This is a genomic window from Pseudomonas sp. 8O (assembly GCF_902506495.1).
GTDB classification, from domain to species: domain Bacteria; phylum Pseudomonadota; class Gammaproteobacteria; order Pseudomonadales; family Pseudomonadaceae; genus Aquipseudomonas; species Aquipseudomonas chaetocerotis.
The window spans coordinates 48,609-72,321 of sequence record NZ_LR733264.1; the positions used below are offsets into that span (position 1 = coordinate 48,609).

The 23,713-nt window shown below is 64.5% G+C and carries 28 protein-coding genes and 1 riboswitch; of the genes, 20 read left to right on the forward strand and 8 right to left on the reverse strand.

Annotated features, from left to right (window positions below; genetic code table 11):
* Nucleotides 1-32: 32 nt before the first annotated feature.
* From GV002_RS03010 to GV002_RS03035, 6 genes are read left to right on the forward strand one after another with little or no spacing between them, the layout of a single operon-like run.
* Nucleotides 33-806 carry a DUF3450 domain-containing protein gene (locus tag GV002_RS03010; protein ID WP_079782694.1) on the forward strand — a complete coding sequence of 258 codons (774 nt, stop codon included), beginning with the start codon at nucleotides 33-35 and terminating at the stop codon, nucleotides 804-806.
* On the forward strand, nucleotides 803-2,152 hold the full coding sequence (locus GV002_RS03015; RefSeq protein ID WP_160016980.1) for a MotA/TolQ/ExbB proton channel family protein: 1,350 nt from the start codon (nucleotides 803-805) through the stop codon (nucleotides 2,150-2,152). Before GV002_RS03010 ends, GV002_RS03015 begins: the two co-directional genes overlap by 4 nt.
* Entirely contained in the window at nucleotides 2,145-2,693 is a 549-nt protein-coding gene (locus GV002_RS03020) for a MotA/TolQ/ExbB proton channel family protein (protein WP_074682460.1), read from the forward strand. Before GV002_RS03015 ends, GV002_RS03020 begins: the two co-directional genes overlap by 8 nt.
* An 11-nt stretch (nucleotides 2,694-2,704) precedes the next feature.
* Nucleotides 2,705-3,115 carry an ExbD/TolR family protein gene (locus tag GV002_RS03025; protein ID WP_021489595.1) on the forward strand — a complete coding sequence of 137 codons (411 nt, stop codon included), beginning with the start codon at nucleotides 2,705-2,707 and terminating at the stop codon, nucleotides 3,113-3,115.
* Entirely contained in the window at nucleotides 3,115-3,798 is a 684-nt protein-coding gene (locus GV002_RS03030) for an energy transducer TonB (RefSeq protein WP_160016981.1), read from the forward strand. The genes GV002_RS03025 and GV002_RS03030 overlap by 1 nt, the downstream gene beginning before the upstream one ends.
* Nucleotides 3,799-3,800: 2 nt before the next feature.
* Nucleotides 3,801-4,898, forward strand: a complete 1,098-nt coding sequence (locus GV002_RS03035) for a tetratricopeptide repeat protein (RefSeq protein WP_160016982.1) — start codon at nucleotides 3,801-3,803, stop codon at nucleotides 4,896-4,898.
* 200 nt (nucleotides 4,899-5,098) lie between these two features.
* On the opposite strand, the gene GV002_RS03040 is transcribed toward GV002_RS03035, so the two are convergent.
* From GV002_RS03040 to GV002_RS03055, 4 genes are all read right to left on the reverse strand, one after another.
* Entirely contained in the window at nucleotides 5,099-5,620 is a 522-nt protein-coding gene (locus tag GV002_RS03040) for a DUF3299 domain-containing protein (protein ID WP_160016983.1), read from the reverse strand.
* Nucleotides 5,621-5,821: 201 nt separating this feature from the next.
* Nucleotides 5,822-7,087: an ABC transporter permease gene (locus GV002_RS03045; protein WP_160016984.1), complete on the reverse strand. Its 1,266-nt coding sequence runs from the start codon at nucleotides 7,085-7,087 to the stop codon at nucleotides 5,822-5,824.
* A gap of 1 nt (nucleotide 7,088) precedes the next feature.
* Nucleotides 7,089-7,796 (reverse strand): ABC transporter ATP-binding protein, encoded by a 708-nt coding sequence (locus GV002_RS03050; RefSeq protein ID WP_160016985.1) that lies wholly within the window; start codon nucleotides 7,794-7,796, stop codon nucleotides 7,089-7,091.
* Nucleotides 7,797-8,016: 220 nt separating this feature from the next.
* Nucleotides 8,017-8,607 carry a DUF2796 domain-containing protein gene (locus GV002_RS03055; RefSeq protein WP_160016986.1) on the reverse strand — a complete coding sequence of 197 codons (591 nt, stop codon included), beginning with the start codon at nucleotides 8,605-8,607 and terminating at the stop codon, nucleotides 8,017-8,019.
* A gap of 113 nt (nucleotides 8,608-8,720) precedes the next feature.
* Between GV002_RS03055 and GV002_RS03060 the strand changes: the two genes are divergently transcribed.
* Nucleotides 8,721-9,065, forward strand: a complete 345-nt coding sequence (locus GV002_RS03060) for a hypothetical protein (RefSeq protein WP_160016987.1) — start codon at nucleotides 8,721-8,723, stop codon at nucleotides 9,063-9,065.
* A 216-nt stretch (nucleotides 9,066-9,281) separates the two neighbouring features.
* On the opposite strand, the gene trxA is transcribed toward GV002_RS03060, so the two are convergent.
* The 3 genes from trxA to GV002_RS03075 form a co-directional block, all read right to left on the reverse strand.
* Entirely contained in the window at nucleotides 9,282-10,154 is an 873-nt protein-coding gene (gene trxA / locus GV002_RS03065) for a thioredoxin (protein ID WP_160016988.1), read from the reverse strand.
* Between the two features lie 137 nt (nucleotides 10,155-10,291).
* Nucleotides 10,292-10,951, reverse strand: coding sequence for a class I SAM-dependent methyltransferase (locus tag GV002_RS03070; RefSeq protein ID WP_160016989.1), 660 nt, complete (start codon nucleotides 10,949-10,951; stop codon nucleotides 10,292-10,294).
* Nucleotides 10,948-11,385: a hypothetical protein gene (locus tag GV002_RS03075; protein ID WP_160016990.1), complete on the reverse strand. Its 438-nt coding sequence runs from the start codon at nucleotides 11,383-11,385 to the stop codon at nucleotides 10,948-10,950. The genes GV002_RS03070 and GV002_RS03075 overlap by 4 nt, the downstream gene beginning before the upstream one ends.
* A 100-nt stretch (nucleotides 11,386-11,485) precedes the next feature.
* Between GV002_RS03075 and nrdR the strand changes: the two genes are divergently transcribed.
* From nrdR to GV002_RS03140, 13 genes are all read left to right on the forward strand, one after another.
* Complete coding sequence (gene nrdR, locus GV002_RS03080) at nucleotides 11,486-11,953, forward strand: transcriptional regulator NrdR (RefSeq protein ID WP_003243991.1); 468 nt, start codon at nucleotides 11,486-11,488, stop codon at nucleotides 11,951-11,953.
* On the forward strand, nucleotides 11,950-13,065 hold the full coding sequence (gene ribD / locus GV002_RS03085; protein WP_160016991.1) for a bifunctional diaminohydroxyphosphoribosylaminopyrimidine deaminase/5-amino-6-(5-phosphoribosylamino)uracil reductase RibD: 1,116 nt from the start codon (nucleotides 11,950-11,952) through the stop codon (nucleotides 13,063-13,065). Before nrdR ends, ribD begins: the two co-directional genes overlap by 4 nt.
* A 359-nt stretch (nucleotides 13,066-13,424) precedes the next feature.
* Nucleotides 13,425-13,579, forward strand: a riboswitch (FMN riboswitch).
* A 126-nt stretch (nucleotides 13,580-13,705) separates the two neighbouring features.
* Entirely contained in the window at nucleotides 13,706-14,368 is a 663-nt protein-coding gene (locus tag GV002_RS03090) for a riboflavin synthase (RefSeq protein ID WP_017675583.1), read from the forward strand.
* 12 nt (nucleotides 14,369-14,380) lie between these two features.
* A complete protein-coding gene (ribBA, locus tag GV002_RS03095; RefSeq protein WP_160016992.1) occupies nucleotides 14,381-15,460 on the forward strand; it encodes a bifunctional 3,4-dihydroxy-2-butanone-4-phosphate synthase/GTP cyclohydrolase II in 1,080 nt (359 codons plus the stop codon).
* Nucleotides 15,461-15,741: 281 nt separating this feature from the next.
* The gene (ribE, locus tag GV002_RS03100) at nucleotides 15,742-16,218 is read left to right on the forward strand and encodes a 6,7-dimethyl-8-ribityllumazine synthase (protein WP_003243999.1); all 477 of its coding nucleotides are present in this window, start codon (nucleotides 15,742-15,744) and stop codon (nucleotides 16,216-16,218) included.
* The gene (nusB, locus tag GV002_RS03105; protein WP_160016993.1) at nucleotides 16,215-16,694 is read left to right on the forward strand and encodes a transcription antitermination factor NusB; all 480 of its coding nucleotides are present in this window, start codon (nucleotides 16,215-16,217) and stop codon (nucleotides 16,692-16,694) included. The genes ribE and nusB overlap by 4 nt, the downstream gene beginning before the upstream one ends.
* A complete protein-coding gene (gene thiL / locus GV002_RS03110) occupies nucleotides 16,691-17,644 on the forward strand; it encodes a thiamine-phosphate kinase (protein WP_160016994.1) in 954 nt (317 codons plus the stop codon). Before nusB ends, thiL begins: the two co-directional genes overlap by 4 nt.
* Nucleotides 17,645-17,659: 15 nt before the next feature.
* Nucleotides 17,660-18,187 carry a phosphatidylglycerophosphatase A gene (locus tag GV002_RS03115; RefSeq protein WP_160016995.1) on the forward strand — a complete coding sequence of 176 codons (528 nt, stop codon included), beginning with the start codon at nucleotides 17,660-17,662 and terminating at the stop codon, nucleotides 18,185-18,187.
* A gap of 9 nt (nucleotides 18,188-18,196) precedes the next feature.
* Nucleotides 18,197-18,931 (forward strand): substrate-binding periplasmic protein, encoded by a 735-nt coding sequence (locus GV002_RS03120; RefSeq protein WP_160016996.1) that lies wholly within the window; start codon nucleotides 18,197-18,199, stop codon nucleotides 18,929-18,931.
* Between the two features lie 18 nt (nucleotides 18,932-18,949).
* A complete protein-coding gene (locus tag GV002_RS03125) occupies nucleotides 18,950-19,594 on the forward strand; it encodes a retropepsin-like aspartic protease family protein (RefSeq protein ID WP_160016997.1) in 645 nt (214 codons plus the stop codon).
* Between the two features lie 328 nt (nucleotides 19,595-19,922).
* Nucleotides 19,923-20,543 carry a GTP cyclohydrolase II gene (gene ribA, locus GV002_RS03130; RefSeq protein WP_160016998.1) on the forward strand — a complete coding sequence of 207 codons (621 nt, stop codon included), beginning with the start codon at nucleotides 19,923-19,925 and terminating at the stop codon, nucleotides 20,541-20,543.
* Nucleotides 20,540-20,953, forward strand: coding sequence for an MFS transporter (locus GV002_RS03135; protein ID WP_160016999.1), 414 nt, complete (start codon nucleotides 20,540-20,542; stop codon nucleotides 20,951-20,953). Before ribA ends, GV002_RS03135 begins: the two co-directional genes overlap by 4 nt.
* Entirely contained in the window at nucleotides 20,953-21,759 is an 807-nt protein-coding gene (locus tag GV002_RS03140; protein ID WP_160017000.1) for a cobalamin-binding protein, read from the forward strand. The genes GV002_RS03135 and GV002_RS03140 overlap by 1 nt, the downstream gene beginning before the upstream one ends.
* 65 nt (nucleotides 21,760-21,824) lie before the next feature.
* On the opposite strand, the gene GV002_RS03145 is transcribed toward GV002_RS03140, so the two are convergent.
* Entirely contained in the window at nucleotides 21,825-23,672 is a 1,848-nt protein-coding gene (locus GV002_RS03145) for a TonB-dependent receptor domain-containing protein (RefSeq protein WP_160017001.1), read from the reverse strand.
* Nucleotides 23,673-23,713 lie beyond the last annotated feature (41 nt).

The window sequence follows — 23,713 nt, forward strand, 5'->3', positions numbered from 1 at the left end:
AAGCAAGCCTGTCTGTCGAGGACCCTCTGCGCATGAATCGCTTCCCCCTCCGTTCCCTGGCCGTGGCACTGATGCTCAGCAGCGGCTCGCTGCTTGCCGCGCCGCTGGATGCTGCGCTTGACGAAAGCCAGCGCCTGGCCGCCGAGGCGAAAGCCTCTCAGGGCCGTGTCGAACAGCTGGATGACGCCAGCCGCGAGATGCTCAATGAGTACCGAAATGCCTTGCAGCAGGCTGAGGCTTTGAAAGGTTATAACAGTCAACTTCGTGACCTGGTCGAAGCCCAGCGTCAGGAGTTGGCCAGTTACCAGAAGCAGCTCGATGGCATCGAACGTACCCAGGAAGCGGTGAGCCCGCAGATGGTCAAGATGGTCGAGGTACTGGGCGAGTTCATTGCCGCGGATCTGCCGTTCCTGCCTGAAGAACGCGAGGATCGCCTGGCTCAGTTGCAGGATCTGTTGCCGCGTGCCGACGTCAGCCTGGCCGACAAATATCGCCGAATCCTCGAGGCCTACCAGATCGAGAGCGACTACGGTCGTACCCTGGAAGCCTGGCGTGGCGAGCTGAACCAGGCCGATGGCGGCTCGCGTAGCGTCGAGTTCTTGCGTCTGGGCCGCAGCATGCTCTATTACCAGACCCTCGATGCCCACGAGAGCGGCTGGTGGAACCCGCAGACCAAGGCCTGGGAAGTGCTCGACGGCAGCGCGCGTCGTCCGCTGACCCAGGCCATCGCCATTGCCCGTCAGCAGCAGGCGCCCGCCGTGCTGTCTCTGCCGATCAAGACCCTGGCCGAGGAGGCCGCACAATGAGTCGTCGTGTTGTAGCCGTACTGGCGCTCAGCCTGTTGCCGGCACTGGCCGCAGTGGCCGAAACCCTCAACCCTGATCAACTGCTGCAGCGCATTCGCAGCGAGCGCGCTGCCGAAGTCAGCGCCATGCAGGAGCGCGAGCAGGCGTTTCTCGCCAAGCGCAGTGAGCAAGCGCAACTGCTGGCCGCTGCCCGCTCTGCGCTGAATACCCAGAAAGCCGAAAGCGAGCGTCTGAAAGCCGAGTTCGATCGTCAGGAGGCCGAACTGGCCGAGCAGGAAAAACTGCTGGCGCAGCGTGTCGGTCACCTCGGTGAACTGTTCGGTGTGGTGCGCCAGAGTGCCGGTGATGTTGCCGGGCAATGGCAGGATAGCCTGCTCAACGCTCAGTATCCGGAGCGTCTGAAGCGCCTCAAGGCATTGGCTGAAAGCCGCTCGCTGCCGTCCGCCGAAGACCTCGACGGCTATTGGATGCTGCTGCTCGAAGACCTGGCTGCCAGCGGCCGTATCGAACGCCTGCAGTTGCCGGTGGTGAATGCCGATGGTTCGCGCCAGGAGCAGCAGGTGCTGCGTGTCGGCGCGTTCGCCGTATATGGCGAAGATGCCTTCCTGCGCTACGACGCCGATGCCGGGCAACTGGTGGCGCCGCCGCGTCAACCGTCTGGCCTGGGCCAGGTCAAGGACTACCTGAGCAGCACCGATGCACTCGCCACGCTGCCCATCGACCCGAGCCGTGGCAGCCTGCTGGCGCAACTGCAACAACAGCCGACCCTGTGGGATCGTCTGCAGCAAGGCGGTCTGGTCGGCTGGGTGATCGTCGCGCTGGGTGCTTTCGGCCTGCTTCTGGCCGTGTGGCGCATGGTCTATCTGGGCCGCGTTGGCAGTGGCGTCAAGGCACAGATGCATGACCTCAGCGCACCACGCAATGACAACCCGCTGGGCCGTGTGATCGGTGTGCTGGGCGCCAAGCCGCAACTGGCGGACCTGGAGACGCTGGAGCTGAAGCTCGACGAAGCGATCCTGCAGGAGACGCCGCCGTTGGAGAAAGGCCAGGGCCTGCTCAAGCTGCTCGCCGCCGTGGCACCGCTGCTCGGCCTGCTGGGCACCGTGACCGGCATGATCGTGACCTTTCAGGCCATCACCCAGAGTGGTGGCGGCGATTCGCGCCTGATGGCAGACGGTATTTCCCAGGCGCTGGTGACCACCGTGCTCGGTCTCGTGGTGGCCATCCCGCTGCTGTTCCTGCACAGCCTGTTGGCCAGCCGCAGCAAGGGCCTGATCCAGATTCTGGAACAGCAGAGCGCCGGTCTGATTGCCCTGCACCTGTCGGGAGCGCCGCGCCGTGACTGATCTGTTCGCCTTCTGGCTGCGTGCAGTCGACAGTGCCTATGCACTGCTCGACTTCATGGGCGCCGGCGGCGTGGTGATGTGGGCGCTGGCGGTGCTCTGCGTGGTGTTCTGGACCCTGGTGTTCGAGCGTTTCTGGTACATGCGCAGGATTTTTCCGCGCTGGGTGCAGGAGCGCCGCGAGGCCTGGCAACAGGTGCTCGCCGATGACAACGGCAACTGGCAGCGCGCCGTGCGCCTGGCCTGGCTGGCGCAGGCGCGTCAGCAACTGGCGGCGCCGCTGCGCCTGGGCAAGACCCTGGTGGCGCTGTATCCACTGCTGGGGTTGCTTGGCACGGTGCTCGGCATGATCGCCGTGTTCGATGTGCTCGCCCTCAACGGCACCGGTAACCCACGCGGCATGGCCGCAGGCGTCTGGCAGGCGACCCTGCCGACCATGGCCGGCATGGTTCTGGCCATTCCTGGATTGTTCAGCCTGGCGCGTCTCGAACGCGAAGCCAGCCAGGCCATCGAGCGGCTGGCCGACCAGCTGCGTCACGACTGAGATCGCCCAACATGAGAATGCGTCGTCACCACCAGCAGGACGAAGACACCGGTATCGACCTCACGCCGATGCTCGACGTGGTCTTCATCATGCTGATCTTCTTCATCGTCACCAGCTCCTTCATTCGTGAGTCAGGGGTCGAGGTGCAGCGCCCGCAGGCGGAAACCGCCAGCCCGCAGGACAAGGGCAACATCCTCATCGCCGTGACTGCTGACGGGCAGATCTGGATGGACAAGCAGCCAGTGGACATCCGCAGCGTGCGCGCTCACGTCGAGCGCATGCGCGTCGATCAGCCGGAAGGCGCCGTGGTGGTGCAGGCCGATCAGGATGCGCGTACCGGCCTGGTCGTCCAGGTGATGGATCAGGCGCGTCTGGCCGGCGTGCAGGATGTTGCCCTGGCTGCCGGTAGCGGAGTCAACTGATGCGCCTGCCGCTGTCTTTCCTTGGTGCCTGCCTGATGGCCCTGGGGCTGTTCGCCCTTATGCTGTACATGGTCGCGCCGCCGAGCGCCAAGGTGAACCAGGACCCGGTCAGCGTGGCCAATTTTGTGCGCATGGACGGTAACGCCAGCGAGACGGCCACCCGTACCCGTCAGCAGGCACCGCAGCCGCCGCAGCCGCAAACGCCGCAGCCGCCCACGCCGCCGACGCCGCAAACGGCCACGCCGAATGCCAACCTGCCGGCGCTGGATATCCAACTGCCCAGCCTGGCCAGTGGTATTGCCGTCAACAGCGCGCCGGCACCGAGCCTTTCCGGCCTTGCTCCGGGTGCTCCGGCTCCGACGCCGCCGAGCGAGGCCGCCGAATCCGGCGGGCAGATGGGCGGCATGGAGAGCGAAGTCATGCCGCTCAACGACGTGCGTCCGGAATACCCGCGTTATGCGCTGCAGCGTGGCATCGAAGGTTTCGTCAAACTGGCTTTCACCATCAATCGCTCCGGCAACGTGGAGAACATCCGCGTGCTGGAGGCCAACCCGCGTAACGTTTTCGAGCGCGAAGCGCGCCGTGCCGCATCTCGCTGGCGCTTCGCGCCGCGTACCGAGGGTGGCCTGGCGGTGGACCGCGAAGCGGTTAAAACCCTCTACTTCCGTCTGGAAAGGAGCTGACCATGTACCGTTGGTTGTTGCTCGTGATGCTCAGTGCTGCGGCCGTGCCTGGCATGGCCCAGCAGACCGTGGACCCGGCCGTGTTCAAGGCACTGAACACGGCGCAGGCCGCGCAGCAGAAGGGTGACTATGCCGCCGCAAGGCGTGCGCTCGATGGCGTCCAGGCCAAGAGTGGCAGTTTCGAAGAAGCGCTGGTCTGGCGCAGCAAGGCCTATGTGGCCTGGTCCGCCGGCAACAACGGCCAGGCCATCGACTGGTTGGACAAGGCCGTGCGCAGCGGCAAGCTGGACGCTGAGATGCTGGCTGGCGAGCGCCTCAATCTGGCCAAGCTCAACCTGGGCGAGCGCCGCTACGCCAAGGTCGTCGAGTTGCTGGCGCCGAATCAGGCCAGCGCCTCCGAGGAGGTGTTGCAGATGCTGGTGCAGGCCTACCAGGGCATGAACCAGCCGGCCAAGGCGTTGCCGCTGGCCGAGCGCTACGTGCAGGCCAATCCCAATGCGGCGGACATCTGGCTGCAGTTTCTGGTGGGGGCCAACGCCGATCTGAAACGCTACGCCCAGGCTGAGCGCTGGCAACGTCAACTGCTGGTGCGCCAGCCGAATGATGCCAAGGGCTGGCGCCAACTGGCCGGTCTGCAGCAGATGGCTGGCAGCAACGACAAGGCGCTGGCGACCTTGCGTGCGGCGCACAGCAAAGGCCTACGCTTCAGCGAGTCGGAGCTGGACAATCTGGTGTTGCTCGCCGGTGCTGCGGATCAGCCCTGGCAGGGCGCCAAGCTGCTCGCCGGGATGCTCGACAGCGGCCTGCTGGCCAACACCGCTGCGCGCCAGGAGCGCCTGGGTCTGTTCTGGTGGCAGGCGCGTGATCGCTCCGCTGCAGTGCGCGTGCTGCGGCCGTTGGCCGAGCGAAGCGGTAACGGCAAGCACTGGCTGTACGTCGCTCAACTGGAGCTGGAGCAGTCGCGCTGGCAGGCCGGCCTGGATGCGCTGGCGCGAGCCGAACGTGGAGGTGCCGAGCGAGCCAAGGTGCGTTCGTGGCGGCAATGGGCCGAAAGCGAGTTGCGTTTCGAGCGGGAGAACCGGGTCGCCAGTCGCAGTTGAGTCGTTCGTCGGTGCGCGCGGCTCACCCTACGCGGGTGGCCGCCGCCCGTAGGATGCGCCGCGCGCACCAAGTAAAAAGCCAGGCCCCAGGGTCTGGCTTTTTTCTTGGGTGGCGTATCTGTAGGCGTTCCGATTTATCCGCGAGTCATTTCGCGGCTGAAGCTGCTCCCACAGCCACACCTACGAATGCCCGGCAGGGCTCAGCTATCGGGCAGCTCGTAGGCGTAGATCTTGTTCGCTTCCATCTGGTAGCCGACCTCGGCCAGTTCGCTGCTGACGTGCTCGGTTTTCAGCGGTCCTTCCACCCAGAACGGCTGGTACAGCGCGTCGAGCAGTACACCGAGCTCGCTGGTGACATGCACGATCTGGTTCGATGGTGGTGGCGGCACGTGGATGCAGGCGCCGAAGTAGGGCACCAGCAAAAACTCCACTACCCGGCCTTCATCGGTCACGTCCAGCGGCACGATGTAGCCGGGCAGTTTCACCTGCTGGCCATTGAGTTCCTTGACCACCGGTGCGGCTGGCGATTGTTGCATCGCGGCCGGGCCGGACTCGGCCAGGGCGTCGGCCAATTGCGATAGATCATGGATCGGCGCGGGGTCGATGACCTGCGGCGGAGCATCCGGCGGAATCAGCTCGGACCAGGTGAGTTCGCGCACATCAGCGGCGGCCAGCGGCAGTGCCAGGGTCAGCAGCAGGGTGGCGAGCAGGGGGCGGGACATGAGGAACCTCGTAGTAAGAGCGCCTGCGCAGTGTACGACAGGCGCTCTCAACTTTCCCTTAGAGCCTTGTTCACGATCTTGCGAGCTAGAGCGATACAAGGCAAAAACAAGGGAGGAAGCGGAGTGTACTTTTGTACATGAGCATTCCGAGCTTGTTTTTAACGCAGTAGCGCCGACGCGCAGCAGATCGCGAACAGGCTCTCAGAGCCTGATCGACAGCCCATCGGCCAACGACTGCCGATAGGCCCGCCAGGCCGGTACGCTGCCCATCGCCACGGCTGCGGCGAGAATGCCACCCAGCAGTTTCCATTCGTAACTCGACGGCGCATTGAGTGCCAGGTACAGGCCGTAATTGGCCTGCACGAAACCCTGGCTGCTGGCTATGCCCAGATAGAGCAGCGCGACACCGAAGGCCACGCCGGCCAGCGCCAGGGTGAAGGCCTCCAGCACCAACAGGCTGGCGATATGCCAGGGACGGGCGCCCACCGAGCGCAGGATGGCCATTTCCCGGCGACGCTCGTTGAGGCTGGTGAGGATCGCCGTGAGCATGCCGATCAGACCGGTCAACACGACGAACAGCGAGACCACGAACAGCGCCTGCTCGGCGGTGCCCATCAGGCTCCACAGTTCCTGCAGCGCGACGCCCGGCAGGATCGCCAGCAGCGGCTCGCCGCGGAATTCATTGATTTCCCGTTGCAGGCTGAAGGTGGCGATCTTGCTGTTGAGACCGAGCATGAGCGCGGTGATCTGCTTGGGTTGCAGGTCCATGGTGCGGGCTTGATCGGCGCTGATCTGAGCAGCACCGCGTGCCGGCATGCCGTTCTGCCAGTCGATATGCAGCGCCTCCATCCCGGCCAGGGAGATGTGCAGCGTGCGGTCGACCGGTGTCCCGGTGCGTTCGAGGATACCGACCACGGTGAACGGCTTGTCGTCATGCTTGACCAGGCTGATGGTGGCGACGCCGTGTGCCAGGACGATCTTCTCGCCGAGGCCGTAGCCCAGCGCCTGCGCCACCTCCGCGCCTAACACCACTTCGAAGGGATCGTCGGCAAACTCGCGGCCCTGTGCCAGCTTCAGCGCCTGGCTGCGGGCGTAGCGGTAATGCTCGAAATAGGCGGTGCTGGTGCCCATTACCCGATAGCCGCGGTGCGAATCGCCAAGGGAAATGGGAATGGCCCACTTCACCTGACGGTGGTTGGCGAAGTGTTCGAAGCTGTCCCAGCGGATGTTGTTGGTGGCGTTGCCGATGCGAAACACCGAGTACAGCAGCAGGTTCACGCTGCCCGAGCGGGCACCGACGATCAGATCGGTGCCGCTGATGGTGTTGGCGAAGCTGGCACGTGCCTCGGTACGTACGCGTTCGACGGCCAGCAGCAGGCACACCGAGAGTGCGATGGCGAACACGGTGAGCAGGGCGGTGAAGCGGCGGTTGGCCAGGCTGGCCAGGGCGATACGAATCAGGTGCATCTCAGACCTCGACGGACTTGGCGGCGCGGTTCAGCTCGCTCAGCGAGATACTGCGGTCGAACAGCGCGGCCAGGCTCTGGTCGTGGCTGACGAACAGCAGGCTGGCGCCGGCAGCGCGGCATTCGGCGAAGAGCAATTGCAAGAAGGCCTCGCGGGCGTCGAAGTCCAGTGCCGAGGTCGGTTCGTCGGCGATCACCAGCTCCGGTTGGCCGATCAGCGCGCGGGCAGCGGCGACGCGCTGTTGCTGGCCGATGGACAGCTCGTCGGCGCGGCGGCCGAGCAGGTCGGCGCGCAGGCCGAGGTGGTCGAGCAGCGCCGCGGCGGCCGCATCGATGCTGCCATGGCGCTGGCGTGCGCGTTCGGCACGCAGTCGCGAGAAGCGGCAGGGCAGCTCGACGTTCTCGCGCACGGAAAGAAACGGCAGCAGGTTGAACTGCTGGAAGATGTAGCCGGTGTGATCGACGCGAAAACGGTCTCGGGCGCCGGCCGAAAGCTGGCCCAGGTCCTGGCCGAGCAGGCGGATATGGCCGTTCTGCGCCCGTTGCACGCCGCCGAGCAGGCCGAGCAGGGTGGTCTTGCCGCTGCCGCTGGGCCCCTTGAGAAACAGGGTCTCGCCACGCGCCAGGGTGAAATCGGGAATATCCAGCAACTGCGTCTGGCCGGGCCAGGCGAAGCCGAGATCGGCGAGTTCGATCAGAGGTTGGGTCATGGTTTCTTCGAATCGTCGTTCATGAAAAGCCGGGCATGGTGGCCTGATTGTGTTAGCAGAACTCGAGGATGGCATTCATACCTCCTGAGCAGGTTTTGCGGGAGGCGCTTTGGCAGCGAGCTTTTTCGCGGCTAAAGCAGGTCGCCACCTGGCCCTCCCACAACGCTGGCGTGGTGGGTGAAACGAGCGCCAGCTACGCGCCCCGGTCCACCCTACGGCATCAGAAAGACAGGCGTGGCTGGGCTGGAGTCAGCTCCACGCCCTGCTGGCCGTTCGGGCCGATCAGTTGTACCTGAATCTTCTCGGTGGCGGGGAAGCGTTTGAACAGCTCGGCCAGATCCAGTTGTTTCAATTCGTTGGCCTTGGCGCATTCGAAGCGATAGTGCGCGTGGATATCGCTGTGTTCGCTCTCATGATCATGATGGTCGTGGTCGTGGTCGTGGTCGTGGTCGTGGTCTGCGTCGGCGAACAGTGGGCTTTCCAGTTCGACCAGGGTGGCCTTACAGTCGCCGCTGGTCAGGGCGAACAGGCTGATGGGCTGCTCCAGTTCACGTTTGGCTGCCGCGACCTTGGCCTTGTCGGCATCGCTCTTGGCGGCATGTTCGAAGCCGACCAGGTTCATCGCCGGACTTTCGAGTTGCAGCTCCAGCAGGTTGCCGTCCAGCGCGGCATTGAGGCTGGCAACGCCGTGCTCGTGAGCACCCAGGCTGTCGTGGGAATGTTCATGGTCGTGATCGTGGCTGTGCTCTTGCGCCTGGGCGGCGACCAGGGGCAGCAGGGCGAAGGGCAGGGCGAGCAGCAGGTGGCGCATGGTTGTCTCCAGCGTAGGTACGATTCGATTGTTACGTTATAACAACTTTCGTGGCGAACTGGCCAGTCTGCCGCTGTCATGGGAGCATGCAAGATCATGACTGGAGGCTGAACATGGTGCGAATACGTGGGCGCATTGGCGACTGGCCGGTGGACCTGACGCTGGAGCTGGATGCCGAGGATTGGGCGCAATTTGCGCAGCATGTGGCGGTTACGCCGGCCGCCAATGTGGTGGCAGCGACTCCCATGACGGATGCGGGTGATGCGCTATGGCAGACCGCATTGCAGCTGGTACGCGATGCGGGGCAGGTCGAAGGGCCACGGCTGATGGCGCAGCTGGCTGCGCTGGCGGGTGGCGAAGCTGCAGGCAAACGCCTGCTGGTGCGTCTGCGTCATTGCGAGCAGATCCGCATGGAAACCGGTGCGGATGCGCCGATCTATCACTGGGTGACGGAGTAGGGCTTGCGGCCCGCTCTGGCCCTTCGTCGGGTGCGCTGCGCGCATCAGGCATTACCTGCTGGACCTGGCGAGATTCCGGTGCGCATGGCGCACCCTACAAAGGCCATCCGTGGCAGGCCAACGTCTCGCCTGAGTGGTCCGTAGGCTGAACACCGCGCGCACCGGGCAGGCCTGGAGAGGCCTGCGGTGGCACACCCTGCGTGAAAAACCCTAAGATCAGTAGATCGCCTGATACAGCTTGCGGCGGTAGGTGGTGACCAGCGGGTGGTCGCCGCCGAGCAGGTCAAACACCTGCAGCAGGGTCTTGTGCGGCAAGCCGTCGCTGTAGCTGCGATTGCGCACGAACAGCTTGAGCAGGCCGTCCAGTGCCGCTTCGTACTGTTGGCGCGCCAGTTGTTGCACGGCCAACTGATACACCGCTTCGTCGTCCTCGGCGTTCTGTGCCAGACGGCTTTTCAGTGTGGCGGCGTCAGGCAGGTCGACGGCCTGGCGCAGGAAGGTCAGCTGCGCCTTGGCACCGGCCAGCGCCTGCTTGTGTTCGTCGCCCTTGACCGCGTTGAGGACGGTTTCCGCTTCGCCCAACTCGCCGCGTTCGGCCAGGCAGCGCGCGTAGAGGATCAGCGCGGCCGCATGCTCGTTGTCTTCCGTGAGCACCTGCTTGAGCAGCGCTTCGGTTTCGGCAAAGCGTCCTTCGGCGAACAGCGCCTGGGCGACTTCCATCGGGTCGGCAGCGGCGGGAGCTGGTTCGGCGACATGGGGTTTGAGCATCTCGCGGATCGCCGCTTCCGGCTGCGCGCCGGCGAAGCCGTCCACCGGCTGACCGTTCTTGAACAGCACCACGGTGGGCAGGCTGCGGATGCCAAAGCGCATGACGATGTCCTGCTCGATATCGCAGTTGACCTTGGCCAGCAGCAATTCACCGGCGTACTCCTCGGTGATCTTCGCCAGCATCGGCATCAGCGCCTTGCACGGTGCGCACCACTCGGCCCAGAAGTCCACCAGCACCGGTTTGTGGAAGGAGTTCTCGATCACCAGTTGCTCGAAGCTGGCGGCGCCGGAGATGTCGAAGATGTAAGGGGAGTCGCTCATGGTCGGTCTCGAAAAAGAAGGGCAATGGCTTATTAATGCGGGCGGGTGGCTGGCGAAACAAGGGGGCGCCGATATTGCCTGTAGCCCGGATGCAATCCGTGGATGGCCGGCACCCTGTTTCCCGGATTACATCCGGGCTACGTCGGTCGTCGCGCATGATACAGGCTGACTTCGCGGAATTGCGCCGGCTCGGCCAGGTCCGGCCAGGTGCAGCCATCCAGCACTGTCAGGCGCTGGTAGAGCGGATGCTGGAAGTCCTTGACCCGCGAATCGGCCACCAGCGCCTGGCGCCCGCGGCTTAAAAAGTGATCGAGCAGTGGAAGGTTGGCACGATCGTAAAGCACGTCGGCCACCAGGATCAGGTCGTAGCGATCCGCTTCGGCGAAGAAATCTGCCGAGTAGTTCAGCGTCACACCATTGAGCTCGGCATTGGCACGGCAGGCGGCCAGCGCCACGGGGTCGAGGTCGCAGGCTACCACTTCGGCGGCACCGGCCTTGGCTGCGGCGATGGCGGCCACACCGGAACCTGCGCCGAAATCCAGCACGCGTTTGCCACGCACCCACTCGGGGCGCTCGGCCAGCCAGCGCGCCAGCACCAGGCCGCTGGCCCAGCAGAAGCACCAGTAGGGCGGCTCTTCGAGAATGCGCCGGGTTTCCTCGGGGTTGAAAGCGCGATCCATGTTGCTGGCATCGATCAGCCACAGGGCGATATCGGTACCCGGCAGGGTTTCGGCCACCAGGCGGGCATCGCCGAGCAGTTCGCTGAGTGCTTGCTGAAGCGCTTGGGGTGGCCTCATGGCGCCGGCACCAGATGCAGCGCGCCGAGGTCCTGATCGCTCAGTTCGGCGATGCTGCGCGCCGGCAGACGTTGCACCAGGCGCCCGGCGTGACTGACGCGGCCGCGCAGTTCCAGGCGCAGATCCTGAGGCGGCTGCTGCGTGTTCAGCGGCAGATGGAACGGCAGCGCTTCGCCGTTGCCACGCAGATGAACCTGGCCGAGCAGGGCACGCGGCCTGCCGCGCATATCCACGCCCAACAGTGCCAGGTCGACATCGGCGCCAGCGGCGACGCCAAGCAACTCGCCGCGCAGACCAGGGCCCAGAGTCGGCGCATCGCTGCGTTCTACCGTTGCAGGTGCTGGCATAGGCGGCGCAGTGTTCGTGGGCTCGCTGGCGCAGGCGGCAAGCAGGCCGCTCAGGGCCAGTGGCAGGAGGGGCAGGTATCGGTTCATGGCATGTACGGCTCTTGGAGGTGCGTCCCCATAGCTTAATTTGTCTTGCTGCCTCTATGCGCTACCATGACGCCTTTGCCGCCACTAGCCCGCGCCTGCCATGCATTGTCCCTTCTGCGCCGCCAACGACACCAAGGTCATCGATTCCCGTCTGGTCGCCGAGGGCGACCAGGTCCGCCGCCGCCGTGAATGCGTGGCCTGCGGCGAACGTTTCACCACCTTCGAAACCGCCGAACTGGTGATGCCGCGCCTGATCAAGCAGGACGGCAGCCGTCAGCCCTTCGATGAAGAGAAGCTGCGCGCTGGCATGCAGCGTGCGCTGGAAAAACGCCCGGTAAGTGTCGAGCGCCTGGAAGAGGCCATCGCCCGCATCAAGCAGCAACTGCGTGCCACCGGCGAGCGCGAGGTGAAGTCGCTGGTGCTCGGCGAGCTGGTGATGACCGAGCTGAGCAAGCTCGACGAGGTGGCTTATATCCGTTTCGCCTCGGTCTACCGCCGTTTTCAGGACCTCAACGAATTCCGCGAGGAAATCGAACGCCTGGCCCGCGAACCGTCGAAAAGCCGATGAGCGAGCGCGACCACATCTTCATGGCGCGTGCCCTCAAGCTGGCGCGCAAAGGCCTCTACTCCACTCATCCCAATCCGCGTGTCGGCTGCGTCATCGTGCGTGATGGCGAGATCGTCGGCGAGGGCTGGCATGCCCGTGCCGGTGAGCCGCACGCCGAGGTGCACGCCTTGCGCCAGGCCGGCGAACGGGCGCGCGGTGCCACGGCCTACGTCACACTGGAGCCCTGCAGCCACCACGGGCGTACGCCACCCTGCGCTGATGCGCTGGTCGCCGCTGGCGTTGGCAGGGTGGTCGCGGCGATGCAGGACCCCAATCCGCAGGTCGCTGGTCGCGGCCTGTTGCGCCTGGCCAATGCCGGTATTGAAGTGCTGTCCGGCGTGCTGGAAAGCGAGGCGCGAGCACTCAATGCTGGTTTCATCAAACGTATGGAGAGCGGGTTGCCGTTGGTGCGGGTCAAGTCGGCGATGAGTCTGGATGGTCGCACGGCCATGGCAAGCGGTGAGAGTCAGTGGATCACCGGCCCGGCGGCGCGTGCGGAAGTCCAGCGCTTGCGCGCGCAGTCCAGCGTGGTGCTCAGCGGCGCCGACACCGTGCTGGCGGACGATGCCCGGTTGACTGTGCGCCCTGACGAGCTGGGGCTGGGTGTCGAAGCCACCTTCATGGCCGCTTCGCGGCCGCCGCTGCGGGTGTTGGTCGATGGCCGTCTGCGCGTGCCGCTGAGCAAGGCCTTCTTCCAGGTCGGCCCGGCGCTGGTGGCCACCTGCGCGGCCGCCGCCGCGCGTGATCGCTATCTGGTCGATGGTCACGAACTGCTCGCTGTGCCGGGCAGCAATGGCCATGTCGACCTGCGCAAGCTGCTGCTGGAGCTGGCTGGCCGTGGCGTCAACGAAGTGCTGGTCGAGGCCGGGCCGCGTCTGGCCGGAGCCTTTGCCCGTGCCGGGTTGGTGGACGAGTACCGCATCTTCATCGCGCCCAAGCTGCTGGGGTCCAGTGCGCGGCCGCTGTTCGAGCTGCCGCTCAACCGCATGGCCGAGGCGCCGGAACTGCAGATTCTCGATATTCGTGCTATCGGCGACGACTGGCAGATCACTGCAGTGCCCAAGGCCAGGTAGAGTGCGCCGTGCGCACCGCGGCCGCCGCAGTTTTCTCCAAGTCTCCCTTGCCCGGTGGCAGCGACTCGAACGGGCGCGGGAGCAGGCGCTGGCCTGGCAAATCGGCGGTTAGCCCCGGTGCGCACAGCGCACCCTACGGGACTGAAATTACCGCTTTTCGTAGGGTGCGCCGTGCGCACCGCGGTTGCCGCAGTTTTCTCCAAGTCCTCCCTGCCTGGTGGCAGCGACTCGAACGGGCACGAGACCAGGCGCTGGCCTGGCATATTGGCGGTTGACCCTGGTGCGCGCAGCGCAACCTACAGGCCATGCAGCGCAGCGATAAATATGGTAAAACGCCACGCGGTCATTTCAGATGACCGCAACGTTCTCAGGGCGGGGTGAAATTCCCCACCGGCGGTAATGGTTTGCAGAACCTAGCCCGCGAGCGCTCGCCACGGCACCTGCCGTGCGAGGTCCAGCAGACCCGGTGTGATTCCGGGGCCGACGGTATAGTCCGGATAAAGAGAGAGCGGGATTCCCTCCACGGGCGCCTCGTGCGTGTCCGCGAAATCCCTATCGATCGGCATTGCCCTGTTTTTGACCAAAACAGGAGTTCGTCCATGCTGTTCAGAAATACCTTCAACGTGAAACCGGAGGGCTTATGTTCACCGGCATAATCGAAGCCATCGGCAGCATTCGCGCCATGACGCCCAAGGGGGGCGACGTGCGTGTCTACGTGGCCACCGGCAAGCTTGATCTGGGTGACGTCAAACTCGGCGATAGCATCGCCGTCAACGGCGTGTGCCTGACCGCTGTGGAACTGCCTGGCGACGGCTTCTGGGCCGACGTCAGCCGCGAGACGCTGGCGCGCACCGCCTTCGTCGATCTCAAGCCCGGCAGCGCGGTGAACCTGGAAAAGGCCCTGACGCCCACCAGTCGCCTCGGCGGGCACCTGGTCAGTGGCCACGTCGACGGCGTTGGCGAGATCGTCTCGCGCGCCGATAACGCCCGCGCCGTGCAGTTCAAGGTGCGCGCCCCGCGTGAGTTGGCCAAGTACATCGCACACAAGGGCTCGATCACCGTCGACGGCACCAGCCTGACCGTCAACGCGGTCGATGGCGCCGAGTTCGAGCTGACCATCGTGCCGCACACCCTGGCCGAGACCATCATGGTCGACTACCAGGCCGGGCGTAAGGTCAACCTCGAGGTCGACCTGCTGGCGCGTTACCTGGAGCGCCTGCTGCTCGGCGACAAGGCCGCCGAACCCAAGGCCTCGGGCCTGACCGAAAGCTTTCTCGCCGAACACGGCTACCTGAAGAATTGAGGAGACGCCCCGATGGCGCTCAACACCGCTGAAGAACTGATCGAAGACATCCGCGCCGGCAAGATGGTCATCCTCATGGATGACGAGGACCGTGAGAACGAAGGCGACATCATCATCGCCTCCGAATGCGTCACCGCCGAGCACATCAACTTCATGGCCCGCTTCGCCCGTGGCCTGATCTGTATGCCGATGACCCGCGAACGCTGCGAGCTGCTCAAGCTGCCGCTGATGGCGCCGCGCAACGGCTCCGGCTTCGGCACCAAGTTCACCGTCTCCATCGAGGCGGCCGAGGGCGTGACCACCGGCATCTCCGCCGCCGACCGCGCGCGCACCGTACAGGCTGCCGTGGCACGCAACGCCGTGGCCGAGGACATCGTCAGTCCGGGCCATATTTTCCCGTTGATGGCTCAGCCCGGCGGCGTATTGGCGCGTGCTGGTCACACCGAAGCGGCCTGCGACCTGGCGCGCATGGGCGGTTTCGAACCGAGTGGGGTAATCTGCGAGATCATGAACGACGACGGCACCATGGCGCGTCGCCCGGAGCTGGAGAAGTTCGCCGAAGAGCACGGTCTGAAGATCGGCACCATCGCCGACCTGATCCACTACCGTCTGATCCACGAGCGCACCGTCGAGCGCATCAGCGAACAGCCGCTGGACACCGAACTGGGCCAGTTCAACCTGGTGACCTACCGCGATGGCGTGGAGAACACCGCGCACATGGCGCTGACCCTGGGCACCATCTGCGCCGAAGAGCCGACTCTGGTGCGCGTGCACAACATGGACCCGCTGCGCGACCTGTTCATGGTCAACCAGCCGGGGCGCTGGAGCATGCGTGCAGCGATGGCGGAAGTAGCCAAGGCTGGCAGCGGCGTGGTGCTGCTGCTGGGTAATCCGCTGACCGGGCCGGAGTTGCTTGCGCTGATCAGCCGTCAGCAGCCGGCCAATCCGGCGACCTACAGCACGGTGGGTGCCGGCTCGCAGATTCTGCGCGACCTTGGCGTACGCAAGATGCGCCTGATGAGTTCGCCGATGAAGTTCAACGCGATATCCGGCTTCGACCTTGAGGTTGTAGAATACCTGCCTTCTAAATAAGAAGCGGCTCGACAGAGCCGCATCTGATGACCCTCTCCCTCCGGGAGAGGGTGCCCGCAGGGCGGGAGAGGGTGTTGTGGCCAACGCCTAACCCTCTCCCTACGCGGGCCGCCCCTGCCCCTCTCCCATTTATGGGAGAGGGTAGCTAAAGCACGTAGCCCGGATGAAATCCGGGAAGATCGGCACACTGGCCCCGGATTGCATCCGGGCTACGCAGCCAAACGAATTTTATTTTCGGAGCGCACCGCCGCTCCGGCTCTTTAACCCATGTGAGACCCGTCATGACCCTGAAGACCATCGAAGGTACCTTCATCGCCCCGAAGGGCAAATACGCCCTGGTGGTAGGCCGTTTCAACAGCTTCGTCGTCGAGAGCCTGGTCAGTGGCGCCATCGACGCCCTGGTTCGCCACGGCGTGAGCGAGAGCGATATCACCATCATCCGTGCGCCGGGTGCCTTCGAGATTCCGCTGGTTACCCAGAAGGTCGCTCAGCGTGGCGAGTTCGCGGCAATCATTGCCCTGGGCGCGGTCATTCGTGGCGGCACTCCGCACTTCGAGTACGTCGCAGGCGAGTGCACCAAGGGCCTGGCCCAGGTTTCCATGGAATACGGCGTACCGGTCGCCTTCGGCGTCCTGACTGTCGACTCCATCGAACAAGCCATCGAACGTTCCGGCACCAAGGCGGGTAACAAGGGTGCCGAAGCTGCGCTGTCTGCCCTGGAAATGGTCAGCCTGCTGGCGCAGTTGGAGGCCAAGTGAGCAACTCCGGTAACGGCCAGCCGGCCAAGAAGGGCCCCAGCGGCAAGATCCTCGCGCGCCGTGAAGCCCGCACCCTGGCCATGCAGGCCCTGTACTCCTGGCACATCGCCGGGCAGCCGCTGAACGAGATCGAAGCGCAGTTCCGCGTCGACAACGATTTCAGCAAGGTCGACGGTGCCTATTTCCACGAGATCCTGCACGGCGTGCCGCGGCAGAAGACCGAGCTGGACGAGGCCTTCACGCCCCTGCTCGATCGCCCGCTGGGAGAGATCGATCCGGTCGAGCTGGCCATCCTGCGCCTGTCCACCTACGAGCTGAAGAACCGCGTCGACGTCCCCTACAAGGTGGTGATCAACGAAGGTATCGAGCTGGCCAAGGTGTTCGGTGCCACCGACGGACACAAGTTCGTCAACGGCATCCTCGACAAGCTCGCGCCCAAGCTGCGTGCCGCCGAAGTCAACGCCAACAAGCGGTGAATGAGTTCGAGCTGATCCGTCGCTACTTCGCCGCCGCCCGTTGTGCTCAGGGCGGCGACGGAGTGGTTCTCGGTATTGGTGATGACTGCGCACTGCTGGCGTTGCCCGCCGGTGAACAGCTGGTGGTTTCCACCGACACCTTGGTCGCCGGGGTGCATTTCCCCGAAGCCTGCGATGCCTTTCTTCTCGGTCAGCGCGCGCTGGCTGTTTCCGCCAGTGATCTGGCCGCCATGGGCGCTACGCCGCTGGCCTTTACCCTCGCCCTGACCCTGCCGAGCGCCAATGAAACCTGGCTGGCCGAGTTCGCTCGCGGCCTGCAAACGATGGCGCAGAGCTGTTCGCTGGCGCTGGTCGGTGGCGACACCACGCGGGGCCCGTTGAGCCTGACGCTGACCGTGTTTGGCCGTGTGCCGTCCGGGCAGGCGCTGTTGCGTAGCGGCGCCCAGGTTGGCGATCTGCTCTGCGTCGGTGGCGAACTGGGTGATGCCGCTGGCGCCCTGCCGCTGGTATTGGGTCAACGTGAGGCAGCTCCTGAAGTCGGCGAGCCCTTGCTGGCGCGTTACTGGTCGCCGCAGCCGCAACTGGCCCTGGGTCAGGCCTTGCGCGGGCGGGCCACGGCCGCGCTGGATATTTCCGACGGCCTGTTGGCCGACTGCGGGCATATCGCCAAGGCCTCACAGGTCGCCCTTGAGATCGAGCTGGCGCGTGTTCCGCTGTCTGCAACGCTGCGCGCTTTCGCCGGTGAAGAACAGGCTCGGATCTGTGCGTTGGGCGGCGGCGACGACTACCGCCTCGTCTTTACCCTGCCACCAGCCCTGCTCGCCGACCTGCAGGCCGATTGGCCTGATGTACGGGTTATCGGCCGTATATTGGCCGGCTCTGGGGTACAGTTGCTGGATGCTGCCGACCAGCCCATCGATCCGCCGCGTGCCGGCTACCAACATTTCTGACAGGACGGAGTGCGCGTGACCGATCACCCCAACCAGGTTCCCGCCGAATACGTACCGCCTTCGGTGTGGCGCAATCCCTGGCACTTCATCGCCTTCGGCTTCGGCTCCGGCACCCTGCCCAAGGCGCCCGGCACCTGGGGCTCACTGGTGGCACTGCCATTCGTGCCGTTTTGGCAGATGCTGCCGGACTGGGGCTACTGGCTGATGCTCGGCGTGACCATGCTGTTCGGCTTCTGGCTGTGCGGCAAGGTTGCCGACGACCTGCGCGTGCACGATCACGAAGGCATCGTCTGGGATGAAATGGTCGGCATGTGGATCACCCTGTGGTTGGTGCCCGAGGGTTGGGTCTGGTTGCTGCTAGGCTTTCTCATGTTTCGTCTGTTCGACATCGTCAAACCCTGGCCGATTCACTGGATCGACCGCCACGTACATGGTGGTGTCGGCATCATGCTCGATGATGTCATTGCCGGGGTCTTTGCCTGGTTGGCGATGCAAGGATTGGTCTGGGGCTGGGCCAATTATGGAGCCGGGCTGGGTTTCTAAGGAGTGCGCATGCGCATGAGGCAAGTCTGGCTGGGGATGCTGCTGATGCTCTCTGCCTTGTCTGGTGCCCAGGCTCAGAGCGAGCTGCCAGGTGAAATACGCCTGGCCAGTGAGATCTGGGAGGCCTATACCGAAGCCGATGGTAGCGGTCTGGGCTGGGATGTGATGCGTGAGGTGTTCGAGCCGGCAGGCGTCCGTCTGGATATTCACAGCGTGCCATACACCCGTTCTGTCGGGTTGGTGCAGCGTGGCGAAGCCGATGCCTGGGTCGGTTCCTATCGTGACGAGGTCGAGGGGCCGGTGTTCTACCCCAAGCACCCCTATGATCGTGATCAGATCGTCGCACTTGGCCTCAAGGACAAACCGGTGCCGACCCTCGACAGCCTCGGCAAGTACCGGCTGGTCTGGGTGCGAGGCTACGGTTACGAGGAATATCTGCCGAATGTGCACGACTACCGGGAAGTACAGCGGCGCGACGGTATCCTCGGCATGCTCGAACTGGGCCACGCGGATTTCTATATCGATGCCCGTCCCGAGGTCGACTACGTGCTGAGCCGGGCCGCCAAGCCGCAGCAATACCGGGTGACGAATCTGACGCAGTTGCCGCTGTATCTAGGTTTTGCCGATACGCCACGCGGTCATGCCCTGGCCGAACTCTTCGATCAGCGTATGACGCAGCTGATCGCCAGCGGTGAGCTGCGGCCGATCTTCGAGCGCTGGCAGCAACCCTATCCCTTCGACTGAGCCGGGAGGCCTTCATACATGCAACGTCGTCACTGTCTCGCCGCGCTGGCGCTGCTATGTGCGAGTTCTTCCTGGGCGGCCTCTCAGGTTCAGGTGGTCGGCCTGTTTCCCGGCGCGGCGGTGGTCAATGTCGATGGTCAGCGCAAGCTGGTGCGGATCGGACAGACCGGTCCGGGCGGGGTAGAAGTAGTCAGCGTCGACAAGCAGGGCGCAGTGCTGCGTGTCGATGGCGTCGAGCGTGCCTATCCACTGAGTCGTGAATACAGTGCCGGTTTCGCCGAGCCGGTAAGGAAACGCTTGAGCATCGCCAAGGGCATCGGTGGACATTACTGGGTGGCCGGTTCGGTCAACGGCCAGACGGTGCAGTTTCTGGTCGATACCGGCGCCACCTCGGTGGCGCTCAACGATGCGCATGCCAAGCGTCTGGGTATCGATTACCGGGTCAGTGGTCGGCCTTTGCAGGTCAATACCGCCAGCGGCGTGGCCCGTGGCTGGCGAGTGATGCTCGACCGGGTCAAGATCGGCGATCTCGAGGTGCTCGGCGTCGAAGCTGTGGTGCTCGAAGGCGGCGCGCCGCATGAGGCGCTGCTGGGCATGAGCTTCCTCGGTCGGGTGGGCTGGCGCGAGGAGCAGGGGATGCTAGTGCTGGAGTCCAAGCTATGAGAATCAGCCCAAAGTCTGCTGCGCGTCGGCACTGCCGCGTTAGGAGCAGGCGGGAGCGCCAGCCCGGTCGGAGGCCGTTTGCGGCCAACGCGCCTCAGCGCGGCCCCAGAGGGGCGAGCGAAGCGAGTACTGCTCATTTACAATCAGTAGACTCCGCTTCCTCGCCTACTTCTGCCTTGCATTGCTCTAGCTCGCGAGACTTTGAACTGATTCTGATCGTGCTCATTGACCGTTTCGATACTGATGATCGGCAATTCTGACTGACCCGCCAGCGAGGGCTGCTGATACAATGCCGGCCCTGTTTCGTACTCATTGCCAGGAGTATCCGGTGTCCGTCGTGTTCGTCGCCGCCTCCCAACTGCCCACCCCCTTCGGTGTGTTCATCATGCACGGCTTCCTCGACGAGGCCACCGGCAAGGAACATGTCGCCCTGACCTTCGGCAACGTCGCCGACGGTGCGCCGGTGCTTGGCCGTCTGCATTCCGAATGCCTGACCGGCGACGCGCTGTTCAGCCTGCGTTGCGACTGCGGTGCGCAGCTGCAGGCGGCGCTGCAGGCCATCGCCAACGAAGGCCGTGGCGTGCTGCTGTATCTGCGTCAGGAGGGCCGTGGCATTGGCCTGCTGAACAAGATCCGCGCCTATGAGCTGCAGGACGGCGGTGCCGATACGGTGGAAGCCAACGAGCGCCTGGGTTTCGGTGCCGACCAGCGTGATTACGCCATCTGCCTGCCGATGCTCGAGCACCTGGGTATCGACAGTCTCAAGTTGATGACCAATAACCCGCGCAAGGTCAAGGCGCTGGGCGACATGGGCATCGCCGTGGATCATCGTGTTCCGCTGCAGATTGCGCACAACCCCTACAACAAGCGCTACCTCGCCACCAAGGCCGGCAAGCTCGGCCATATGCTGGGCAATCAGCACCAGGGCGAGACCGAGGAAAGCCTGTGACCCGAGGCCAGGTAAAGCGCCGTCTGGCGCTGGCCTGGTGGCGTCAGCTGGGCGTGGCGCTGGCGCCTCTGTTTGTGTTCAACCTGCTGTTTGGCGGCGGCGGTCCCACGGTGCTGGCCATGCCGCTGTTCATCGCCGGCATGGCTGCGATGTTCGTCAGCCTGCCGTTGTTCTCCGCCTACAAGCGCGCACTGATCGCCACTGAAAAAGCACTCGACAGCGACGACGAGCCCGCCGCCTGGCTGGAGCTGGATCGCGTACGTTTGCGCGCCTTGCTTGGCGCTGCCCTGCCTGCGTGGATCGCGGCGCTGGCGGTGCTGGCTGGCCTCGAGGCGATCCCGCTGGTATTGCTGGCGCTGTCGTCCATCGTGCTGCACGGTCTCTACCGCATACCTCGCCAGTTGGGCTGATGCGCACGCTGCTGCTCACGCTTTGCCTGCTGGCGCTGGCGCTGGCGCTGCCGCTGGCAGCCGCCGAGCGGGTGATCAGCCTGGCTCCTTCGCTCAGTGAAATCATGCTCGATCTGGATGCTGCCGACCTGCTGGTTGGCGTGCTTGAAGGTGATGAGCGTCCTGCCGCGCTGGCGCATCTGCCAACAGTTGGCCGTTATGGCCAGCTGGAATTCGAGCATCTATTGCAGCTGGCGCCGGATCTGATCCTCATCGCGCCTGGCAGCGTGCCACCGGCGCAACAAGCGCAGTTGCAGCGCTTTGGTATCGACCTGCTGATCGTCGAGCCGCAGCGTCTCGAGCAGCTCGGGGAAGCTTTCGTGCGGATTGGCGAGCGAGTGGGCCGGGCAGAGCAGGGGCAGCGCTTGGCGGCCGAATTTCGCGCTGAGCTGGATACGCTGCGCCAGCGCTACCGGCGCGAGCAGCCCCTGACGGTGTTCTACCAGGTCTGGCACCAACCGCTTTACACCATTGGTGGCGAGCAATTGATCGGTGACGCCTTGCAGGTCTGCGGCGCGCGCAACCTGTTTGACGATCTAGCGCAGCCGGCGCCGCAGGTCAGCGTCGAGGCGGTGTTGGCGCGTGATCCGGACGTCATTCTTGGCGGCAGCAATGCCGAACTCACAGCCTGGCAGGCCTGGCCGCAGCTGCATGCAGTGCGCCAGGAGCAGGTCTGGGCGGTGCCGGACAAGGGCTTGGAGCGGCCCAGCCGGCAGATGTTGGGTGCCATCGAGCAGTTGTGTGAGCGGATGGCGGGGGCGCGGTAGCCCGAAGCCCTTGGTGCGCACGGCGCACCCTACAGCGCTCGTAGGGTGCGCCGTGCGCACCAAGGTCAGAGTTGCGGCGTCCAGGTTACGGCGAAGAGCGCAGTGCGGCCGGCGCTGTTGTAGCCAAGACGGCCATTGGGTGTGCTGTAGGTCGCTTCTGCGTAATCCTTGTCCAGCAGGTTATCCAGCTTCAGGCTCAGGCCCAGCTCTGACGTGGCCTGCCAAGCGGCGCGCAGGCTGAGCAGGCCGTAGCCGCTCATGTCGCGCTGGTTTTCGGCATCATCGTAGCGACCACTGATCGCACGCCAGCCAGCACCGAGTGAGACATCGCCGAAGCGGCGGTCGACATCCAGGCTCAGCGTGCGTTTGGCCCGGCGCTGCAAGGTATGGCCGCTGTTGCGGTCACGTGGGTCGATCAAGGCCAGAGCGAGATTGGCCTGCCAGCCGAACAGCTCCTGCTGTACGGCCGCTTCGAAGCCATTGATCCGCGCAGTCTGGACGTTCTGCGGAATGAAATTTTCGTCCAGGACGATGGCATCTTCGATGTCGGTTCGATACAGGGACGCCTGCAATGAACCTGTGTCGCTGTAGCGGCTGCGCCATTGCAGCTCGTAGCTTTCGGAACGCTCGGCTTGCAGGCCGGGGTTGCCGTACCACTGATCGTAGAGGTCATTGAAAGTCGGCGCACGAAAGCCTTCGCTATAGGACAGGATCAGGTCGTTGGCACTGTTCAGGGGCAGGGTCAGTGCCGCGTTCCAGGTGTTCTCACTGCCGAACTGCTGGTTGTCGTCGTGACGAAGCCCCAGCTCGGTCGAGAAGGTATCGCCGGTGTAGCGGTGCTGGACGAAGGCCGCTCGGTTCCAGCGTGAGTCCTCGGCGAAGACCGCGCTGCTGTGCAGGCGATCCTCGTACCAGTCGCCACCGACCAGCAGTTGCTGGTTATCGCTGAGCGTCAGGGTATTTACCCAGCTCACAGAGTCGCGATAGGTGGTGTAGGTAAAGAATGAATAGTCTGGCGCTGCCGGCGAGTCATCACCGCTATCGCGCTGGTCTTTGCTGTGGCCTATTTCCAGACGGCTGTTCCAGCGCTCGTTGAGCTGGCCATCGATGAAACCGGAAAGGCTGCTGACCTGAAAGTCCGTTGTCGGAAGCAGCCCGGTAAAGACGTCGTCGTATTCCACCTGTCCGCGCTGATCGAGTGCGCTGAAGCCAACCTGCAAATCCTCATTGAAGCGGTGCGACAGATTCAGGCTGAGCGAGCGGTTGCGGTAGGCGTCGTCGTCGCCATTGGCGCCGAAACCGTCGCGGGTCGCGTCAATGCCGGCTGTCTCGTCCAGGGCGGCGCCGAGGTGAAAGCGAGTGCGCTCGTCACCGCCGGAGAGGCCAAGGCTGCGCTGGTAGGTGCTGTCGCTGCCAGCCGCCAGGCGCGCGTAGGGCTTGAGGCCAGGGCCGTCGCCCTGGCGAGTGAAGATCTGAATCACCCCACCAATGGCGTCGGAGCCGTAGAGTGCCGAACGGGCGCCACGGACCACTTCGATGCGTTCGATTTGTTCGGGAGCGAGAAACTCCAGGCTGCTGGTGCCGCTGGAGGCCGCCGCGATGCGTTGCCCGTCGACCAGCACCAGGGTTTGTGCCGTGCTGGTGCCACGCAGGAACACGCCAGTCTGGCTGCCGGCACCGCCAGTGCGGACCACGCTGAGGCCTGGCACGCGTTCCAGCAGTTCGACAACGCTGCTGACTTGCAGGCGTTCGATATCCTGGCGAGTAAACACCGTGGTGGCGGCGGTAGCTTGCACTTGCGGTTCTGCCAGACGCCCGGAGGTGATTACCAGTGGTTCGCTTGCGTAAGGCTCGGCAGCCAGCAGGGCAGCAGGCATGAAGCTGATGGCCAGAGCCAGACGAGACAGTTTCATTTTCTTTCCTCAACGGTCGGCAGACGTTCGAGGAGGGCAGG